This window comes from Rufibacter ruber, assembly GCF_014138425.1.
Classification (GTDB): Bacteria; Bacteroidota; Bacteroidia; order Cytophagales; family Hymenobacteraceae; genus Nibribacter; species Nibribacter ruber_C.
Window position 1 is genome coordinate 40,190 of sequence record NZ_JACJIQ010000022.1, and the last position, 17,631, is coordinate 57,820.

15 protein-coding genes and 1 other RNA gene are annotated in these 17,631 nt (G+C 51.6%); 11 read left to right on the forward strand and 5 right to left on the reverse strand.

Annotated features, from left to right (window positions below):
• The first annotated feature begins 133 nt into the window (after window positions 1-133).
• Entirely contained in the window at window positions 134-1,123 is a 990-nt protein-coding gene (locus FHS90_RS19910) for a GlxA family transcriptional regulator (protein ID WP_182514330.1), read from the forward strand.
• Between the two features lie 154 nt (window positions 1,124-1,277).
• Here the strand turns inward: FHS90_RS19910 and FHS90_RS19915 are convergent, their stop codons facing one another.
• From FHS90_RS19915 to guaA, 4 genes are all read right to left on the reverse strand, one after another.
• Window positions 1,278-1,682, reverse strand: a complete 405-nt coding sequence (locus FHS90_RS19915) for an acyl-CoA thioesterase (RefSeq protein ID WP_182514331.1) — start codon at window positions 1,680-1,682, stop codon at window positions 1,278-1,280.
• 176 nt (window positions 1,683-1,858) lie between these two features.
• Window positions 1,859-3,154 (reverse strand): glutamate-1-semialdehyde 2,1-aminomutase, encoded by a 1,296-nt coding sequence (gene hemL / locus FHS90_RS19920; protein WP_182514332.1) that lies wholly within the window; start codon window positions 3,152-3,154, stop codon window positions 1,859-1,861.
• Between the two features lie 153 nt (window positions 3,155-3,307).
• The gene (locus FHS90_RS19925; RefSeq protein WP_182514333.1) at window positions 3,308-4,996 is read right to left on the reverse strand and encodes an ABC transporter substrate-binding protein; all 1,689 of its coding nucleotides are present in this window, start codon (window positions 4,994-4,996) and stop codon (window positions 3,308-3,310) included.
• A gap of 27 nt (window positions 4,997-5,023) precedes the next feature.
• Window positions 5,024-6,553, reverse strand: a complete 1,530-nt coding sequence (guaA, locus tag FHS90_RS19930) for a glutamine-hydrolyzing GMP synthase (protein WP_066833303.1) — start codon at window positions 6,551-6,553, stop codon at window positions 5,024-5,026.
• 470 nt (window positions 6,554-7,023) lie between these two features.
• Here guaA and FHS90_RS19935 point away from each other — a divergent pair, with 470 nt between their 5' ends.
• The 6 genes from FHS90_RS19935 (at window position 7,024) to FHS90_RS19960 (ending at window position 12,094) form a co-directional block, all read left to right on the forward strand.
• Window positions 7,024-7,680, forward strand: coding sequence for a hypothetical protein (locus FHS90_RS19935; RefSeq protein WP_153042647.1), 657 nt, complete (start codon window positions 7,024-7,026; stop codon window positions 7,678-7,680).
• Window positions 7,681-8,132: 452 nt separating this feature from the next.
• Window positions 8,133-8,232, forward strand: an RNA gene (gene ffs / locus FHS90_RS19940) — signal recognition particle sRNA small type.
• 1,310 nt (window positions 8,233-9,542) lie between these two features.
• Window positions 9,543-10,199, forward strand: a complete 657-nt coding sequence (gene fsa, locus FHS90_RS19945) for a fructose-6-phosphate aldolase (RefSeq protein WP_182514334.1) — start codon at window positions 9,543-9,545, stop codon at window positions 10,197-10,199.
• Between the two features lie 91 nt (window positions 10,200-10,290).
• Entirely contained in the window at window positions 10,291-10,494 is a 204-nt protein-coding gene (locus FHS90_RS19950) for a fructose-6-phosphate aldolase (protein WP_066833283.1), read from the forward strand.
• Window positions 10,495-10,497: 3 nt separating this feature from the next.
• Complete coding sequence (locus FHS90_RS19955) at window positions 10,498-11,211, forward strand: cell division ATP-binding protein FtsE (RefSeq protein ID WP_066833281.1); 714 nt, start codon at window positions 10,498-10,500, stop codon at window positions 11,209-11,211.
• Entirely contained in the window at window positions 11,201-12,094 is an 894-nt protein-coding gene (locus tag FHS90_RS19960) for a glycosyltransferase family 2 protein (protein ID WP_182514335.1), read from the forward strand. The genes FHS90_RS19955 and FHS90_RS19960 overlap by 11 nt, the downstream gene beginning before the upstream one ends.
• 93 nt (window positions 12,095-12,187) lie before the next feature.
• Here the strand turns inward: FHS90_RS19960 and FHS90_RS19965 are convergent, their stop codons facing one another.
• Complete coding sequence (locus FHS90_RS19965; protein ID WP_066833276.1) at window positions 12,188-13,090, reverse strand: DUF6565 domain-containing protein; 903 nt, start codon at window positions 13,088-13,090, stop codon at window positions 12,188-12,190.
• 204 nt (window positions 13,091-13,294) lie between these two features.
• On the opposite strand from FHS90_RS19965, the gene FHS90_RS19970 reads away from it, so the two are divergent.
• The 4 genes from FHS90_RS19970 (at window position 13,295) to FHS90_RS19985 (ending at window position 17,570) form a co-directional block, all read left to right on the forward strand.
• A complete protein-coding gene (locus FHS90_RS19970; RefSeq protein ID WP_343049813.1) occupies window positions 13,295-14,446 on the forward strand; it encodes a DegT/DnrJ/EryC1/StrS family aminotransferase in 1,152 nt (383 codons plus the stop codon).
• 79 nt (window positions 14,447-14,525) lie between these two features.
• On the forward strand, window positions 14,526-15,545 hold the full coding sequence (locus FHS90_RS19975; protein ID WP_182514336.1) for a Gfo/Idh/MocA family protein: 1,020 nt from the start codon (window positions 14,526-14,528) through the stop codon (window positions 15,543-15,545).
• Between the two features lie 23 nt (window positions 15,546-15,568).
• Window positions 15,569-16,465: an FkbM family methyltransferase gene (locus FHS90_RS19980; RefSeq protein ID WP_182514337.1), complete on the forward strand. Its 897-nt coding sequence runs from the start codon at window positions 15,569-15,571 to the stop codon at window positions 16,463-16,465.
• Window positions 16,466-16,829: 364 nt separating this feature from the next.
• Window positions 16,830-17,570 (forward strand): glycosyltransferase family 4 protein, encoded by a 741-nt coding sequence (locus FHS90_RS19985; RefSeq protein ID WP_182514338.1) that lies wholly within the window; start codon window positions 16,830-16,832, stop codon window positions 17,568-17,570.
• The last annotated feature ends 61 nt before the right edge of the window (window positions 17,571-17,631 follow it).

Consider the following 17,631-nt stretch of genomic DNA (forward strand, 5'->3'; position numbering starts at 1 on the left):
TCAGGAAGCAAGAAAATTATGTACCTTGAAAACCAAAGCAACTACACCGGCCGCCGGTATAATGCTTAAGAATGAGAGTGATAGATAGGGCAGAAGGAAAAGAATGCCTTAAGTAACCAAAAATATTTTAGAGATGAAGCACATCACCCTTCTTGTGCCCCAAGGTGCCATTCTAGGTAGCGTGGAAGGCCCCCGGCAGGTGCTGACAGAGGCCAATAAACTGCTCTTAGGCATGGGCAAACCGGCGCTTTTCAAGATTCAGCTGGTGGGGCTTACCAGGGAAGTGAAGGCGGCCGGCGGCATTTACACTGTCTATACAGATGCCACCATTCATGACGTTCCCCACATTGATTTGGTGTTGATTCCGGCGCTGGACGGTGATTTGGCCAAGGCCGTACAAGCCAATGCCGAATTCATGCCCTGGATTGTGCAGCAGTACCAGGCCGGGGCCGAAGTGGCGAGTCTCTGCGTGGGCGCTTTCCTGCTGGCCTCTACCGGATTGGTCAACGGCCGCAAGTGCGCCACCCACTGGATGGCCGCCAATGCCTTCAGGAAGATGTTCCCAGAGGTGGAACTGGTGGAAGACAGCATCATCACCGACGAGCACCGCATCTACTCCAGCGGCGGCGCGTTCTCCTACCTCAACCTGGTGCTCTACCTCCTTGAGAAATTTGCGGGGCGCGAGATTGCCGTGGTCATGTCTAAGGCGTTCCAGATTGACATTGACCGGCGCAGCCAGAGCCCGTTCGTGATTTTCCAGGGGCAGAAAGACCATGAAGACGACCTCATCAAACAGGCCCAGGAGTTCATTGAAGCCAATTACCAGGAAAAAATCTCCGTAGACGACCTGGCCAGTAATTTCTATCTAGGCCGAAGAAACCTGGAACGCCGGTTCAAGAAAGCCACCTGCAATACCGTGCTGGAGTACATACAGCGGGTGAAGATGGAGGCGGCCAAGATGCGCTTTGAATCCTCCCAGGACAATGTGAACGAGGTGATGTTTACCGTTGGGTATTCAGATCCAAAAGCATTCAGGGCCACGTTTAAGAAAATCACGGGTTTGTCACCGCTTGAATACCGGAACAAATACAACAAAGTAGCCGGTGCGCTCCAGGTGAATTAGCAGCAGCAGGTTGGGCTACTTTTTCTGTTTTGGGGCTGTTTTGGCCAAAACAGCTCCAAAACAGAAAAACTCCCCTGAAAATAATTCAGGAAAGGAGGCATTCTTCTCGTTCCAATGAAATGGGCACCTAGGCGGCATGAAAAAATGGAGGCTACTACAGCAGACGGAGAAGCTCCTGCTCAATTCTTCTGGGGCGTAGGGTCTGGGCGTCTAACAGACACCAGACGGTCTTTGCGGCGGCCAGCAGTTCACCGGTGGCTGTTCTGTACAGGCTCACAAACCGCTCAAATTTTGCCCCCTGGTGTTCCCCTACCCAGGTATAACCCGTCACGGTGTCTTGCAGGAAAGCAGGTTTGTGAAAATCAATTTCGTGCCGAAGCACCACCCACAGGAATTTTTCCTGCACTCTGGGCGGTGCCACCTGCGCCCAGTGCGCCGCTGACACCTCCTGCACCCACCTCAGATACACCACGTTGTTCACATGACCCAACGCATCAATGTCTTGCGGGGTGACCCTGATCTCAATTGAAAACTTGCCGGCGTGCTCCTGAGGTTTCATTCTAAGGGCTGAACGTAAAATTGAGGGGAAAAGATAAGGCATACGTTCTGTTTTGGGGCTGATTTCTGAAAAACAGCCCCAAAACAGAAAAATCAAGAAGTGAAAAAACAGGTGCTTAGAAAAAGGAAGCGGCGCCTTGGTTAGGTTCAGGCGCCGCTTCTTTTGAGCTATTCTTTCTAAGGGTGTATGGCTTTTAAAGCTTCCAGGTTAGCTGCCAGGTAGTGATCTGCCAGTTCATCTGTGAGGGCATGGGAGACAAACAGAGTCTCAAACTGGGAAGGGGCCAGGTAGATTCCCCGCTGCAGCATCTCATGGAAATACTTCCCGAACAGCTGCAGGTCTGACGTTTTGGCCGATGCAAAATCTGTAACCGGTTGCTCTGTGAAGAAGATGCTGAACATGGAGCCCACCTGGTTAAGGGTGTAGTGCAAGCCCAGTTGCTGCAGGTTCTGTCTGGTACCGTTCACCAACTTGTCAGTGATCTGCTGCAGGTGCGTGTACACCTCAGGATGCTCGTTCAGGTACGTCAATGCCGCCAAACCTGCCGACATAGCAATGGGATTGCCTGACAAAGTACCTGCCTGGTACACTGGCCCGGCCGGGGCTACTGCGTTCATGATCTCCTTTTTTCCGCCGTAGGCGCCCACGGGCATGCCGCCGCCAATGATTTTGCCCAGGGTGGTCATGTCTGGGCTTACGCCGAACAACTCCTGCGCCCCGCCTTTGGCTAGCCGGAATCCCGTCATCACCTCGTCAAAAATGAGCACAATGCCTTCTTTGGTACATAAATCCCGAAGCCCCTGCAGAAAGCCTTCTGCCGGTGGCACCAGGCCCATGTTGCCTACCACCGGTTCCAGAATGATGGCGGCTATCTGCCCCGGGTTGGCTTCTACCAGCGTTTGCACGGCGGCTAAGTCATTGAAGGGGGCGGTAAGGGTATCATTGGCCACACCTTTGGTTACGCCGGGGCTGTCTGGTACCCCCAGGGTGACGGCCCCGCTGCCGGCGGCAATCAGGAATGAGTCACCGTGCCCGTGGTAGCAGCCTTCAAACTTGATCATTTTGTCACGGCCGGTATAGCCGCGTGCCACGCGTATGGCACTCATGGTGGCCTCAGTGCCGGAGTTAACCATGCGCACCTTCTCCACGCTGGGGATCATGCAGGTGATAAGCTCGGCCATTTCAATCTCGCGGCGGGTAGGGGCCCCAAAGGAAAGGGAACCTGGCAGGGCATCCCGCACCGCTTTCTCCACCACCTCATGGGCGTGGCCCAGGATCATTGGGCCCCAGGAGTTGATCAGGTCCAGGTACTGGTTGCCGTCTTCGTCATAGAGAAACGCACCCTTGGCAGATTTCAGGAACAGGGGCTGACCGCCCACCGCCCTGAATGCCCGCACCGGTGAATTCACCCCGCCGGGAATAAACTGTTGGGCCCGCTCAAATAGTTCTTTGCTGGTTGTATGGGTAAGCATGTTGGTTCAAAGGATTAGTGGATGAAATATGCAGATGACAGAGTAGGGGAGGGTGTAAAGCAACGGGTTCCAAAGCTGGAGGCCAAAAGGGAAAGATTCCTGTCTCTGTTGCCTGGTTCGTTAGAACTCTCTCTTCTCCCAACAGTCATGTGCTTAAAAAACAGGGTTCACTACTAGAAAACGGCCATTCTCCAGTTTCAGGATAGGAAGGTACTGATTGTCCTGGGTTTGCTTGGCAGAGGCATTGTTCATATACCCCACCCCCTGGTAGAAGACACCCGGCTGCACTCCGCTTAATCTCAAGGGAACTGCATAGCCGTTCTGCTGCAACTGTTTGCCATAGTACATGAGGAGTTCAAACCCGGAAAAGGTGAAGCTGGAAGGGGGCAGATTGTATCTGGAGCTATAGTTTTTCCTGAACCGCTGCACGGTGGGGTTTTCCAGATCCACGTATTTGGGCGCCAAAAAGTACATCTCCAGGAAATCTAGCTGGGACATACCTATCTGCGGGTGTTCCAGCCAGGCCTGCGGTACCATGACCGGTACTTTAGAAGCGCGCTGCTCCAGGTAGCCAATGGTGCCGGTGGCCACATTCAAGGCATTGGATTTCACTACCAATACCCCAAGATCCTTGAGGTTGGTGGTAGCCAAAGCCCCTGAAATGCCAGAACCCACTTTGGGGTTGAACCGGTGGTACGTGAGTACTTTGCCCCCCAGTGAAATATAGGTGTTTCTGAAGCTGCTGGCAAAAACGGTGTCGTCTTTGTCACTGCCGTAGATAATCACCGCGGTTTTCTTAGGAAACGTCTGGTAGGCAAAAGCAGCAGCCCGTTGCCCCTGCGTGGCCACAGACGTTTCCATCAGGTAAAGGTATGGGTTGCCTTTCAGGATTTCCTGGTCATCTGAAAACGGGTTTACCATGTTGAGGCTGCGCTCCTGGGCAATTTTAGCGGCCAGGGTACTGTTGTTCTTGTAGATAGGCCCCACCACCAGGTCCATGGTCCCTAGTTCAGGCATGGTCATGATCTTTCGCACCAGGGCGGTGTCATTGCGGGTGTCATAAGGGAAAAGGTTGACCCGTATGCCCTGTTTCTGCAGGGAATCCTGGGCGGCGGCCATGCCGGCGTAAAAGTCAGTGACAAACAGGTTTTTCTTATCTACCTGCACCCTGTTCTCCGGCTGGTTGAAGGGGAGGAGCACCGCAATGTTGTACTCGTTCTTCTTGACCGCCTCGGTGCGCTGTAGGTAGCTGCGGTCCAGGTTGAACTTCCGCACCAGGTCTTCCAGGTGACTTCTGTCCTGGGCCGTGTACCAGCCGCTGGCCAGTTTATCTGCGTAGGCTTTGGCCAGAGTGGCATCTTCAGAAAACTGACGCATGAGGTACTGGAAGGTTGCCTTGTCAGGGAGCAGCATCATGTAATGCCGCTTGATGTTGGCCACCTCCTCCTGCATTCCCTGTATTGGGGCCAATGCGTTCAAGGCGCGCAGGTATTCCTTCTTCTCAAACAGAACGTGCCCGTGCAGGTACTGCGCATCTGGCAGGCCACCCCAGGCAGGGTGTTCTGCGGTAAGCTGCGTGAGCATTTTATCGGCCTCGGCCCATTTTTTCTGCTTAGCCGCCGCCACACTGTACAAATAGGCCGCATCTGCCGCAAAGGTTTTGCCGGTGGCACTGCTGGTCAGGGGCAACAGCTCTGCCATGGCCAGCTCATACTTCTGCTGGTCTACCAGTACCTTTCCGTTTTGCAGACGCGTGTTCAGGTCTGCACTGGACTGGGCCTGCACTTGAAAACCCAGCGAAAGCCCCGCCAGTACCGCAAGAAAACATTGTTTTTTCATCATTTTCAGAAAAGTAAGCCAGAAACGCAATTACTCCCACTCAATGGTAGCCGGTGGTTTAGAGCTGATGTCATAGACTACGCGGTTCACGCCCCGTACCTTATTGATGATCTCGTTGGAGACATCTGCCAGGAACTCATACGGCAAATGGCACCAGTCGGCGGTCATGCCGTCTACGCTGGTCACGGCCCTGAGGGCCACCACGCGCTCATACGTACGCTCATCGCCCATTACGCCCACGCTCTGGATAGGCAGCAGCATTGCCCCCGCCTGCCAAACCTGGTCATAGAGGCCGCTTTTCTTTAACGAGGAAATGAAGATATGGTCCACCTCCTGCAAAATCGCTACTTTCTCCGGGGTGATGTCGCCCAGGATCCGGATGGCCAGGCCGGGGCCCGGGAACGGATGACGCCCTATGATGGTCTCAGCAATTCCCAGGGTTTTGCCCACCAGCCTCACCTCGTCTTTGAACAAGGTTTTGAGCGGCTCCACCACCTTCAGTTTCATGAAATCTGGTAGTCCGCCCACGTTGTGGTGGGATTTAATGGTAGCCGAAGGCCCTTTCACTGACACCGACTCAATCACATCTGGGTAAATAGTGCCCTGGCCCAGCCATTTGGCGTCTTCCACCTGGTGCGACTCCTGGTCAAACACGTCTATGAAAACTTTGCCAATGGCTTTGCGTTTGGCCTCCGGGTCGGTTAAGCCGGCTAACGCCGAATAAAACTGCTCCTTGGCATCAACGCCTTTCACGTTCAAGCCCATGTCTTTGTAAGAGTGGAGCACGTCTTCAAACTCGTTCTTGCGCAACAGGCCGTTGTCAACAAAGATGCAGTACAGGTTTTTGCCAATGGCCTGGTGAATGAGCATGGCCGCCACAGAGGAGTCAACCCCGCCAGAAAGGCCCAGGATCACTTTATCCTCTCCAATCTGCTCCCGCAGCTCAGCCACGGTGCTTTCAATGAACTGGTCTGGGGTCCAGTCCTGGGCGCAGCCGCAGATATGCACCACAAAGTTTCTCAACAGGCGCTTGCCCTCTGTAGAGTGGGTCACCTCTGGGTGGAACTGGATGCCGTAGGTTTCCTGGTTTTTCACCTTATAGGCGGCCACCTGCACAGAGTCAGTGCTGGCAATGATTTCAAAAGAATCCGGAATGTGCTTGATGGTATCCCCGTGGCTCATCCAGACCTGGGAGTCAATGGTGATTTCCTTGAGCAAACGGCTGTGCTGGTCAACGTGGCTCAGTTTTGCCCTTCCGTATTCTCTAATGGTAGAGGCAATCACTTCGCCGCCGCCTTCCTGTGCCATCAACTGGGCGCCGTAGCAAACCCCTAAAACGGGCAGGTTGCCTAAGAAAGCCGAAAGGTCTGGGTTGGGGTAGTTCTCTTCCCGCACAGAACAAGGGCTGCCGGAGAGGATGACCCCTTTCAGGTCTGAGGTGATTTCCGGGATCTTGTTGAACGGGTGAATTTCACAGTAAACGTTGAGTTCGCGCACGCGACGGGCAATCAGTTGGGTGTACTGGGACCCGAAATCGAGAATGAGAATTTTTTCTGGCATGCGCAAAGGTACACGCAGGAGTTAAAACTTGAAAATGAAATTATAGAAGTGTAGGGGAGAAGAACCCCGGTGCTGTCTAAAGATGAGGGAGGGCAGCCTAATGGTGGGTTTCCCTTAGAAGCTGTTTAGCTTTTTTTGTTCAAAGCACAAGCGCAGGCCTGCGCTTGTGCTTTGAGAGGAAGTGAGTTTCTGTTTCCGGGCTGTTTTTGGGAAATTAGGCCAAAAACGCAGGCGCATGCAGGAGCGTGTGCCATGCCAGGGGCAGCGGCGGTGTAAAACGGCAATAAAACGAGTAAACCCTAACCAGCTTCTTAAGGTAGGGGAGGCGGTTCCCAGCTTTCGAAATTAATTTTAAAGAACGATTCTAAATAGGCACGGCTTTTGTTGGTATCTTGTAACAGAAAAAGGGGCTGAGACCTAACGGCCTGGCACCACTTATACCGCCTGCTACCCTTTAGTAACGATATTCTATGTTAAAAACTTTACTCTCTTTGCTCCGCAACGCAAGTACGGTACTACTGGCCGCCACCTTGCTGGCGGCCTGTGAAACTGAAACCTCTGAAGAACCCACTCCGCTGGCCGCCCCGCTTGAAACGCAGTTTGCTTTGGTAGACAGCATGAAAGTCTCTGCTGCGTATCAGTTGGCGTATCCAGATTTCTATGCTTCTATGAACGATAAGACCTACCTGGTGACTTCACAGAACCAGTCTGAGGTATATTATTATGAAGACCAGGAAGGTTTAACCTTGTACGTGAAAGATGCTTCACAGGGGAAAGAGCAGCCGTGGCTTTCTTTCACTTTCAAGAACCGGAGTGTAAAAAACTTACCAGCCCATGTCTCTTTAAAAGATACCGCGGTGGTTTGCGTGGAAGACGGACAACAGTTCAAAGATGGCAGCATGGCTATGTCTCCCGGCTGCACCACGGTGCTGGACGGTTCCATTTCCCTGACGTATGACCAAGACACCCGCGTGTTGAGCGGAGCTGTCACTAACCTGAAATTCGGGATTGGCTACTTTGTGCCGTCTTATGCTTTCCCTAACCATACGGGCCTGTTCCTGAGCACCAGCGGCTCAACCCGTCATGTAAACCTGTCATTCAAGAACGCAAAGCTGCGCCAAATGTAGTTGCATTCTCCTTCCCTGTGAAGGGTAGGGTCATCCTGTTTTGGAGCCGTTTTTCAGAAAACAGCTTCAAAACAGGATTATTTTATTGGAGCAGGTTTTCGTTTTGGTTTACAAGGGGAATGGGGGAGCAAGAGGCTCTTCACTATAGTCTTTAGAGCCGCATAGCAGCGCTAACGTACGAGGCAACCTTGAGGCCGCTTTACTGTGCAAAAACATGCTCTTATATCTTCCCTCACTTATTGGTCTTTCAGATGATATATGGAGAAGGGCCATTGTGGAGGGGGTGATGCGTAAGGAGCATGCGCCACTTCTGGCTTTTTAGACCCTGTTGCTTTCCCGTTGACCCAGATGCAGTTGTCTTGCCGTTTGCCGTTACTTTTTTGTTTTCGGGCTGTTTTTTGAAAAATAAACGAAAAACAGCTTGCGCTGAAGAAATGGTTGCGTATCTTTGCAACGGCAAATCGGTACGGCCAGCTCCTGCTGAACTCCCCCAGGCCCGGAAGGGAGCAAGGGTAGGTGGTTGAGCGGCGCGATACTCGGTTTGCCGCTTTTTTTTGCCCATACCCCAACAGATGCCACTTCCGGCACTGCCTCCACCTCACACGTTTTATTTTCTAGTTTAGCGCTGTTTTGGGAAAAATAGCCCGAAAACAGCTTTGGACCCAGCCGCTCTTATATCCTCTTGACGCTACGGTGAATTATAAGAATGGCTGATGGTTTGTTGTTGCTAGGTTGGTTGCTGGATCTGGCGCGAGACTCTGGTTTCGTGCCATGGCATGGGGCGAGTCTCCAGAGCCGACGGGAACCGCGGGGAGTTTAGCCGTATGTAAAACCCACCCCTACCCCTCCAGGGAGGGGAGTGATCTGGAATGCGTAGGTTGTATGCAATATGCCCCTGCCTCTGAAATGGCCTCGTCTGTCTGGGATTTGCCATCCCGGACACAGTACCTGCGGATTTGTAATCCGCGGCGCCTGCAGATCAAACGTGCTGCCACGGGGATTGCAAATCCCCGAGTACCAGCTTCCGGATTGCAAATCCGGAAGAGCGCGATGCTAGGCAGGGCTCAACGATATGTGCAAAAAAGAGGGTGATCAGCAATGCGTTCCCTCCTGTGTCAACATCCCCCTTCGCCCCCTTCAAAGGGGGAGTATCAGGTATGCGTGGGAGACAAGGCGGTGCCTGGTCTCTACCATTCTCCGAAACAGCTGAACCAGACCAGCTGGCAAGCAGCAATGAACAATCAACCCTTCTGCCCTTGACTGATGTGCGCAGCACGGGCTCGCCTCAGGCTAGCGGGACAGCAGTGGTTACCTACTGGAACAGACAGAGCAAGTAAGGAAGTAGCAGGAGAGGAACCCAAACCAGTCCTGGGGGTGAGCGCCTCTGTTAATACGGTGCCGAAGGCAACGCCAAAGGCCTAGTTTTAACAGCAGTGCTCACCGCCAGGACGGGGCCCCGCGGCCGTGAGCGCTTACCGGAAAAGATGAAACAGCAATGGGATTTCGCACCGGAGCAAACGGGAGAGCCAAGGGAACAGCAGACCATGTATTCCTAAAACAACAGCACTGCATCCAACTGCCGCTGCCAAGGGAACTGCAGACTACGCTCCACATTCTAACTCCAGCAACAGGGGCTTTGAAAAGAGTGTATCACTTAGGCACTACCGCACCAACCGCTACCGCCAGGGGAACTGCATATCACGCACCACTGCTGCCACGGTAATTGCTCCAGCATCTAATTAACCAAATACCCTTCCTTTCTTTCTCTAAAGGCCCTGAGAAGGCCCTGAGAAAATACTTCCCTTGTCAGTTCGCTTTTAAAAATGCTTTAAAGTAGATTTGTGTTTCAAAACCCATCTGCTATGAAATTTTTCATTGACACCGCAAACCTGAATGAAATCCGTGAAGCCTATGACCTTGGCGTACTGGACGGCGTGACTACCAATCCGTCATTGATGGCCAAAGAAGGCATTGTTGGCTATGATAATGTGATGAAGCACTACAAAGCCATTTGCGAAATTGTAGACGGTGACATCAGTGCGGAGGTGATTGCCACAGATTTTGAGACCATGGTGAAAGAGGGGGAGGAGCTGGCGCAACTGCACCCCAATATTGTGGTGAAAGTGCCCATGACCAAAGACGGTGTAAAAGCCATCAAGTATTTCACAGACAAAGGCATTAAAACCAACTGTACCCTCGTTTTCTCAGCCGGACAGGCATTGCTGGCCGCCAAAGCCGGTGCTACCTATGTGTCTCCGTTTGTAGGCCGTTTAGATGACATCTCTACAGACGGGTTGAACCTGATTGAGCAGATTGTGCAGATTTACCAGAACTACGGGTACCCCACAGAGGTGTTGGCGGCTTCCGTTCGGCACGTGATGCACCTGGTGCAGTGTGCTGAGATTGGCGCTGATGTGGTGACCTGCCCGTTGAACGTGATCACCAGTTTGCTGAACCACCCGTTGACCGACATTGGCCTGGCAAAATTCCTGGCAGACCATAAAAAAGCAAACGGGTAAATAAATTAAGAATTGAGAATTAGGAATTAAGAATTGGAAGGTGTTCTCATGCATTCCTAATTCTTAATTCCTAATCCCTAATTAAAAAAAGGTGTACATCATCAAAGTAAAAGGCAAGGCAAAGATTCCAGATTATATTCAGCTGCGCGATGAGAACTTCGTGCTGATTGCGTATTTCCGGGCTGACCGGCCTTTGAAAAACATTGACCGATACGGCCTGGCAGGCAAGGAAGAAGCCTTGGCTGCCGTGATAGAAGGCCTGGAGTTCGGGAAATTACAGAAACTGGAAATATAACCTATGGCAGATTTCTCCTCTAACCCGGTGGTGGTCTTAAACAGAGTCTCTATTTTTCAAGATGTGAACACCATCTTGAGCGAGGTGAGCTTTGCCATTGAGAAAGGGGAGTTTGTGTACCTGGTAGGCAGAACCGGAAGCGGGAAAAGCTCCTTGCTTAAAACCCTGTACGCTGATCTTCCACTGAAAGTGGGCACCGCCCAGGTGGCCGGGTTTAACATTCACAGCGTCACCTGGAAGCAGGTTCCATTTCTGCGTCGCAAGATTGGGATTGTCTTTCAGGATTTCCAGCTGCTGTTTGACCGCAGTGTGGCAGACAACCTCAAGTTTGTGTTGAAAGCCACCGGCTGGAGCGACAAGTCTAAAATCAAAAACCGGATTTCAGAGGTGCTCATGCGGGTGGGCCTGGACTCTGCGGCCAATAAAATGCCCCACCAGCTTTCCGGGGGGGAGCAGCAGCGGGTAGTGATTGCCCGCGCCCTGCTCAATGAACCGCTCATTCTTTTTGCAGATGAGCCCACCGGCAACCTGGACCCCGAGGTGACTGACAGTATCTTGCGCCTGTTTCAGGAGATCAACAACAGCGGGACGGCTATACTCATGGCTACCCACAACCACCAGACCTTGCAACGGTACCCGCGCCGCATCTTGAAGTGTGAACGGGGCAGGGTACTTGATTCTGCCCGCGAAGAATTCTCGCTGGTAGATGGTATCTGAGCTTTCTGTTCTCATTCCCGTTTATAACCAGCCGGTTATTGCACTGGTTGAGGCGCTGCTGCAGCAGGCAAGGTCTCTTACCATTCCCTTTGAGGTGAGGGTTTATGATGACGGCTCTAACCAGGAAATTAAAAAACAGAACCGGGCGTGCCGCAACTTGCCGGAGGTAACCTACCTGGAACTGCCCCAAAACGTAGGCCGGTCCCAGATCAGGTACCAACTGGCCACAGAGGCCGCTTTCCACACGCTGCTTTTCCTGGACAATGATGTCTTACCGGCCTCCCTGTTTTTCCTTCAAAAGTACGTGCAGCAAGGGCAGGCGCCCGTGGTAGCGGGCGGGGTTACGTATGCAGATACCTATCCGGCAGAGGCGGTTCTCCGGTGGAAATATGGGAGGGCAAGAGAGCAGGCCACCAGTGCGGAGCGGCAGAAGAACCCTTACCAGCGCCTGTTCTTCAGTAACATGCTCGTTTCTAAAACGCTGTTCCTGGAGAACTTTCTGGCGGCGCAGGTGCAGGGGTATGGGCATGAAGACACGCTCTTTGCCTGGCGGCTGCAGGAAAAAGGCCTGCCGGTACAGCATCTGGAGAACCCGGTGGTGCACCTGGGGCTTGAACCTGGCCCGCTTTTCCTTCTTAAGGCAGACCAGGCGGTGTACAACCTGGCGCGGTTGCACCGGCAGCTGGGCAAAGACAGCCGGTTGTTTCAGGTGTATTGTAAGGCGAAGAAATGGGGGGCTGTGCCACTGCTCCAGCAGAGCAATACCTGGTTGCTTCCCATGCTTAAGCAGCAACTCCTAAGCCAGAACCCCCGCCTGTGGTGTTTTGACCTGTACCGGCTGCTCTTGCTAACCCGTTACCTGCAGAAACAAAGCCTGTTTTAGGGCTGTTTTTCTGAAAACAGCCCTAAAACAGGCACAAAAAAGCCCTGCCAAAGCGGCAGGGCTTTTTACGTTTCTACAAGAAGAAACTAAAGACTAATTATCATCGCCGTCAAAGGCGTCTTCTACTTTATTGGCACCTTTCTTCACGGTGTTGCCTACGGCTTTCCCGGCTTTTTTTGCACCAGAGCCAACGGCTTGCCCGGCGTCTTTAACGTTCTCGCCCACTTTGCTGTTAGAAACATCTTTACCGGTTTCTTTCAGGCTGGAGCCCACATTGCTGGCGGTATTACCGGCTTTGCTGGCATTCTTCATGGCAATGTACTTGGTTTTCGCCTTGGCGATTTCCCACTTGTCTTTGTCACTCAGTTCGCTCTGGATGGCGTTTTTACGGTCATCCAGTTTGTTCCAGTACATTTCAACAGTTTTCCAGTCGTCATTGCTGTAGTTTGACTTGTTGCTTTCTACATGTGACACAAACGACTCATACGCTTCCCTGATGTCACGGGCGGTATAAGACGGGATCTTTTCTGTGTTCATAGAAGACATGTCAACCTCTGAACTCATACCGGCGCTACGGTTGGTTGAGCTGGCACTGGTGCTTTGGTTGTTGTTCATCCAGGCGCTGTACTGGCCTTCCCGCTGCTGCCACGCATTTTGGTAGCGGCTGCGGTACTCGGCGTATTCTGCTTTCTGGTTTTCATCAAGGGTGCTTTCAAACCCTGAAACCGCGTACTCCAGGGAGTCATACCGCTGGCGGTCTCTGGTCATGCGAGAATCCCAGTCAGTCTCGGTGCTGTCCCAGCCGCCGTTTACGTCAGACTCATACGTAGTGACATAACTCTTGTAATCATTATAGGCCTGGTCACTGGTGCCAGAAGCCTCTGTGTTGGTGGCAGTAGTGCGGTCAGTGCTGTTACACGCCACTTGCGTGAAACCCATGGTCAGAACCGCCCCATAGATAAAAATATGTTTTTTAAAGAAATTTGGCTTTTTCATAGTTGTGTGGTTTTGCCTTTTATTCAAAGTTCAATATGGGTTATTTAACGGGGTGCTGTAAATGAGGTTGCATTTTGCATTATATATTGGTGGTTCTGGTTTGTTAATTGAATAATATAAAGATAGTATTGGTATAGGTTGATTGCTTGTCTGTTGAATTATAGTGACTGCCGGTAAAGAGATTACCAGCAACAGTTCCTATATTTGCCTGTTATATTTGTGTGCATGAACCAACTGCAGATGGTAGACCTGAAAGGTCAGTACCAACGCCTTAAACCTCAGATTGACGCAGCCATGCAGGCTGTGGTAGACAGTACAGCTTTTATCAACGGCCCACAGGTAAAGGAATTCTCCCAGCACCTGGCCCAGTACCTGCAGGCCAACCATGTCATTCCCTGCGCCAACGGTACAGATGCCCTCCAGATTGCGCTCATGGCGCTGGATCTTCCCGCCGGGGGCGAGGTAATTGTGCCTGCCTTCAATTATGTGGCTACCGCCGAAGTGATTGCGCTCCTGGGGCTCAAGCCGGTTTTTGTAGATGTTCTGCCAGATACGTTCTGCCTGGACCCAGACCGCGTAAGAGCCGCCATCACAGATAAAACAGTGGCCATTATGCCGGTGCACCTGTTCGGGCAATGTGCCCCTATGGAGGAGATCATGGATCTGGCCATTGCGCAGGAACTGTTTGTGATTGAAGACAATGCCCAGGCCATTGGGGCAGAATACATAGACGCAGAGGGGGGCACCTCGTTTGCAGGCACTATTGGGCATGTGGGCACCACGTCTTTCTTTCCGTCAAAGAACCTGGGGTGCATGGGGGACGGCGGTGCTATTTTCACCCAGGACGAGGAGCTGGCAGTAGTGCTTCAGCAGATTGCCAACCACGGGCAGCACAAGAAATACCATTACTCCAGGGTAGGGGTGAACTCCAGGTTAGATACTCTGCAGGCCGCCCTGCTAGATGTAAAACTGCAGCACCTGGATGATTTTATCCTGCGCCGACAGAAAGCAGCCATGAATTATGATTCGGCGTTTGTCGAAGTGGAGGGCATCAAAATCCCAACCCTGGCCCCTTACAGCTCGCACGTGTTCCACCAGTACACCGTGCAGGTCTCTGCCGGAAAGCGTGACGCCTTAAAGGCCCACCTGCAGGAGCAGGGCATCCCCAGCATGGTGTATTATCCGGTGCCGCTGCACCTCCACGACGCCTATGCCTACCTGGGCTACCAAGCGGGAGACTTCCCGGTGGCGGAAGGCCTCTGCCATACTGTACTTTCCCTGCCCATGCACACAGAACTTACCCAGGAACAACAGCAATACATTGCCAACGCAGTAATAGAGTTTCTGCGGAAATAGAGCAACAAAATAGAGTTAAGATTTCCTGTTTTCGGGCTACTTTTCTGAAAACAGGCCAAAAACGCACAACAGGCAGTTCATGTCAGAGAAAATAACTTTTGCGGTCATAGGGGCCGGCCATATTGGCAAACGCCACGCCACCATGGTACAGCGCCATCCGGAAGGGGAGCTGATCGCCATGGTAGATTCAGACCCCGCCCGTAGAGCGGAAGTGGAGGACTATGGCGTTCCTTTCTTCCTGAGCATGGAAGAATACCTGGCTTCCGGCCCCAAGGCCGATGTCATCTGCGTGTGCACCCCTAACGGCTATCATGCTGAGCAGGCCATGCTGGCGCTGGAGAACGGGAGCCATGTGGTCTGTGAAAAACCCATGGCCCTCAGTAAAGCAGACTGTGAGCGCATCATCTATAAATCACTGCAGACTTCTAAACTGGTGTTTTGTGTCATGCAGAACCGCTACAGTCCGCCGTCTTTGTGGTTAAAGGAGATGATTTCTGAGAAGCGGCTGGGGCAGATTTTCATGGTGCAGATCAATTGCTACTGGAACCGGGATGAACGCTACTACAAAGCCGGTACCTGGAAAGGAAACCAGGCGCTGGATGGAGGCACCTTGTTCACCCAGTTCAGCCATTTTATTGATATCATGTACTGGCTCTTCGGGGATATCAAAAATATAACAGGCCGGTTCATGGACTTCAACCACGCCACGCTCACAGATTTTGAAGACAGCGGCCTGATCCAGTTTGAGTTTATGAACGGCGGTAACGGGTGCCTGAACTACAGCACTGCCGTTTGGGATACCAACCTGGAGAGCAGCATGACCATTATTGGCGAGAAAGGCAGTATCAAAGTGGGTGGCCAGTACATGAACGAGGTGGAATATTGCCACGTGCAGGATTATACCATGCCTGAGCTGCCGCCCAGCAGTCCCGCCAATGACTACGGCCACTACAAAGGGAGTGCCGCCAACCACCACTTCATTTTTGAGAACGTGATTGACACGCTCAAGGGCAAGACCTTTGCCACTACCAATGCGCTGGAAGGACTGAAGGTGGTGGAGATCATTGAGCGAATTTATGAACTGAAGAACAAAGCGTAAGCCTGCATTATCTCTGCCCCACCATGAACTTAACCCCTCTTTATAAAGTGGTTTACCAACCACAGGTGAATTACTTCCTCCGGAATGTAAACAAGCTGCTTTTCCCCAAATTTAAGCTACCGGTTTCTGGTATCTTAGATATCACGCTTAAAAATGGGGAGAAGATAAAGCTTGAAACGAACCAGACAGATTATGTAGGTTACCTGATCTTCTGGAACGGGGTTTATTCCTATGAATACCTGGGGATCTTTGAAGAGATCATCCAAAACTGTAAAGGGTTTGTTGATATAGGCGCCAATGCCGGGCTTTTCTCTTTGGTAGCTGCCACTGTCAATCCAACTATCAACGTGCTGGCCTTTGACCCTTCTAACGCCTCCCATCATTTCCTGAACAGAAATGTACAGTTGAACGGGTTGAACAGCCGGGTAAAGACTTTTAAATCTGCTCTCTCAGATCAGGTGGGCGAACTGGAATTCTTTGAGGTGAAAAGTGAGAAGTACGGTTACCTCCAGTACAACCTGGGTGGTTCTTCCAGCCTTTTTGTGAAGCCAAGGCAATTTTCAAAGTACAAGGTGCACAGCTATACCCTGGACGCGCTTCTGCAGGAGCCGGGCCAGTCTGACCTGCAGGTAGACTTTGTGAAGATTGATGCCGAAGGAGCCGAACCCAGTATTATCAAAGGGATGGACGCAACCATCAGAAAACATAAGCCTATCATTGTCTGCGAAATCCTCTTTGGACTCATAGAAAATGAACTGGAAGAGGCCATGAAGCAGTACGGCTACGGCTTTTACCTGCATCTGAATGACGGCTTGGTGCCCGTCTCAACCTTGGCCCGCGAAAATGACAACGGAGCAAAGAACTGTTTCTTTGTACATCCAGAGAAATTGTCCCTGATTGAAAAATATATCCTTCGGTAACGGGTACAACTGAATCAACCGCAACATGCAGAACAGGAGGCCGGTCCTTTTATATTTTTATCCTTCCATTTCTTCCTTTATAATCAAGGACAGGGAGCTGCTGGCTAAACATTACGAGATAAGGGAGTTTCAATTCATTCCCAGGAACAAGTACCTTACTCCTCTTCTGTTTGTCAACCAGTTGCTGTTTCTTCTAAAGAATAGCTGGAAGGCAGATGTTCTTTTCTGTCAATTTGCCGGATATCTTTCGGTCTTGCCTGTCTTTTTTGGGAAACTAACAGGAAAGCCAAGTCTCCTTGTTCTGTGCGGCTCTGATTGCCACTCTTTTCCTGCTATTCAACACGGCGCGTACCGTAAGAAACTCATGGGCTTCTTCACGGGCTGGTCTATCAAACATGCCACAATTGTGACGCCGGTGCATAAAAGCCTGCAGCTAACACCGTATACGTATGCTGATGCCGGTGCACCCGCCCAAGGCTATCAAGTCTTTGTGCCCGATGCAGCAGTTGAATGCCGGGAGATCTGCAATGGCTATGATTCCCGTGATTTTTACATTACTGGTGCACCTAGAAGGAAGAACAGCTTCTTAACGGTGGCTATCAATATGGAGAAACCGTTCTTCTACAGAAAAGGGGTAGACTTGCTTTTAGAAGCAGCCAAAGAGTTGCCGCATTGCCTTTTCACCATTATTGGAAAGTCTCCGTCTGTTGAACGTCTGGAACTGCCGGAGAATGTTACCTTGATGCCCCCCGTACCCTACCAAGAGCTTGTGCACCATTACAACGCTCACGAGTTTTATCTGCAGCTTTCAATGGCAGAGGGGTTTCCAAATGCCCTCTGTGAGGCCATGTTGTGTGGCTGTGTTCCAATTGGGTCTAATGTATTCGGTATTCCAGACATTATTGGGGAGACCGGCTATATCCTGATGAAAAAGGATAAACAGCAATTAGTGGAGCTCATCCAATCAGCGGTGAGGAACGGGGCAGAGGCTTATGCTTCAAAAGCGTCAGATAGAATACGGACAGAATTCCCGATTGAGAAACGGGAAAAAGAGTTTGTGGACGTGATTGACTATTTACTTGCCAAGAAGAAGGTGCGTACCTGAAACTTCCTGAGGCATGTTTCAAATTGTCTTTACTCACCACTATTCAGCCTCGTGTGTACCT

Bases quoted from the DNA above. Each gene is read 5' to 3' on its own strand.
- FHS90_RS19910 (WP_182514330.1), top strand. From the start codon at position 134: ATGAAGCACATCACCCTTCTTGTGCCCCAAGGTGCCATTCTAGGTAGC.
- FHS90_RS19915 (WP_182514331.1), bottom strand. From the start codon at position 1,682: ATGAAACCTCAGGAGCACGCCGGCAAGTTTTCAATTGAGATCAGGGTC.
- hemL (WP_182514332.1), bottom strand. From the start codon at position 3,154: ATGCTTACCCATACAACCAGCAAAGAACTATTTGAGCGGGCCCAACAG.
- FHS90_RS19925 (WP_182514333.1), bottom strand. From the start codon at position 4,996: ATGATGAAAAAACAATGTTTTCTTGCGGTACTGGCGGGGCTTTCGCTG.
- guaA (WP_066833303.1), bottom strand. From the start codon at position 6,553: ATGCCAGAAAAAATTCTCATTCTCGATTTCGGGTCCCAGTACACCCAA.
- FHS90_RS19935 (WP_153042647.1), top strand. From the start codon at position 7,024: ATGTTAAAAACTTTACTCTCTTTGCTCCGCAACGCAAGTACGGTACTA.
- fsa (WP_182514334.1), top strand. From the start codon at position 9,543: ATGAAATTTTTCATTGACACCGCAAACCTGAATGAAATCCGTGAAGCC.
- FHS90_RS19955 (WP_066833281.1), top strand. From the start codon at position 10,498: ATGGCAGATTTCTCCTCTAACCCGGTGGTGGTCTTAAACAGAGTCTCT.
- FHS90_RS19960 (WP_182514335.1), top strand. From the start codon at position 11,201: ATGGTATCTGAGCTTTCTGTTCTCATTCCCGTTTATAACCAGCCGGTT.
- FHS90_RS19965 (WP_066833276.1), bottom strand. From the start codon at position 13,090: ATGAAAAAGCCAAATTTCTTTAAAAAACATATTTTTATCTATGGGGCG.
- FHS90_RS19975 (WP_182514336.1), top strand. From the start codon at position 14,526: ATGTCAGAGAAAATAACTTTTGCGGTCATAGGGGCCGGCCATATTGGC.
- FHS90_RS19980 (WP_182514337.1), top strand. From the start codon at position 15,569: ATGAACTTAACCCCTCTTTATAAAGTGGTTTACCAACCACAGGTGAAT.
- FHS90_RS19985 (WP_182514338.1), top strand. From the start codon at position 16,830: ATGGGCTTCTTCACGGGCTGGTCTATCAAACATGCCACAATTGTGACG.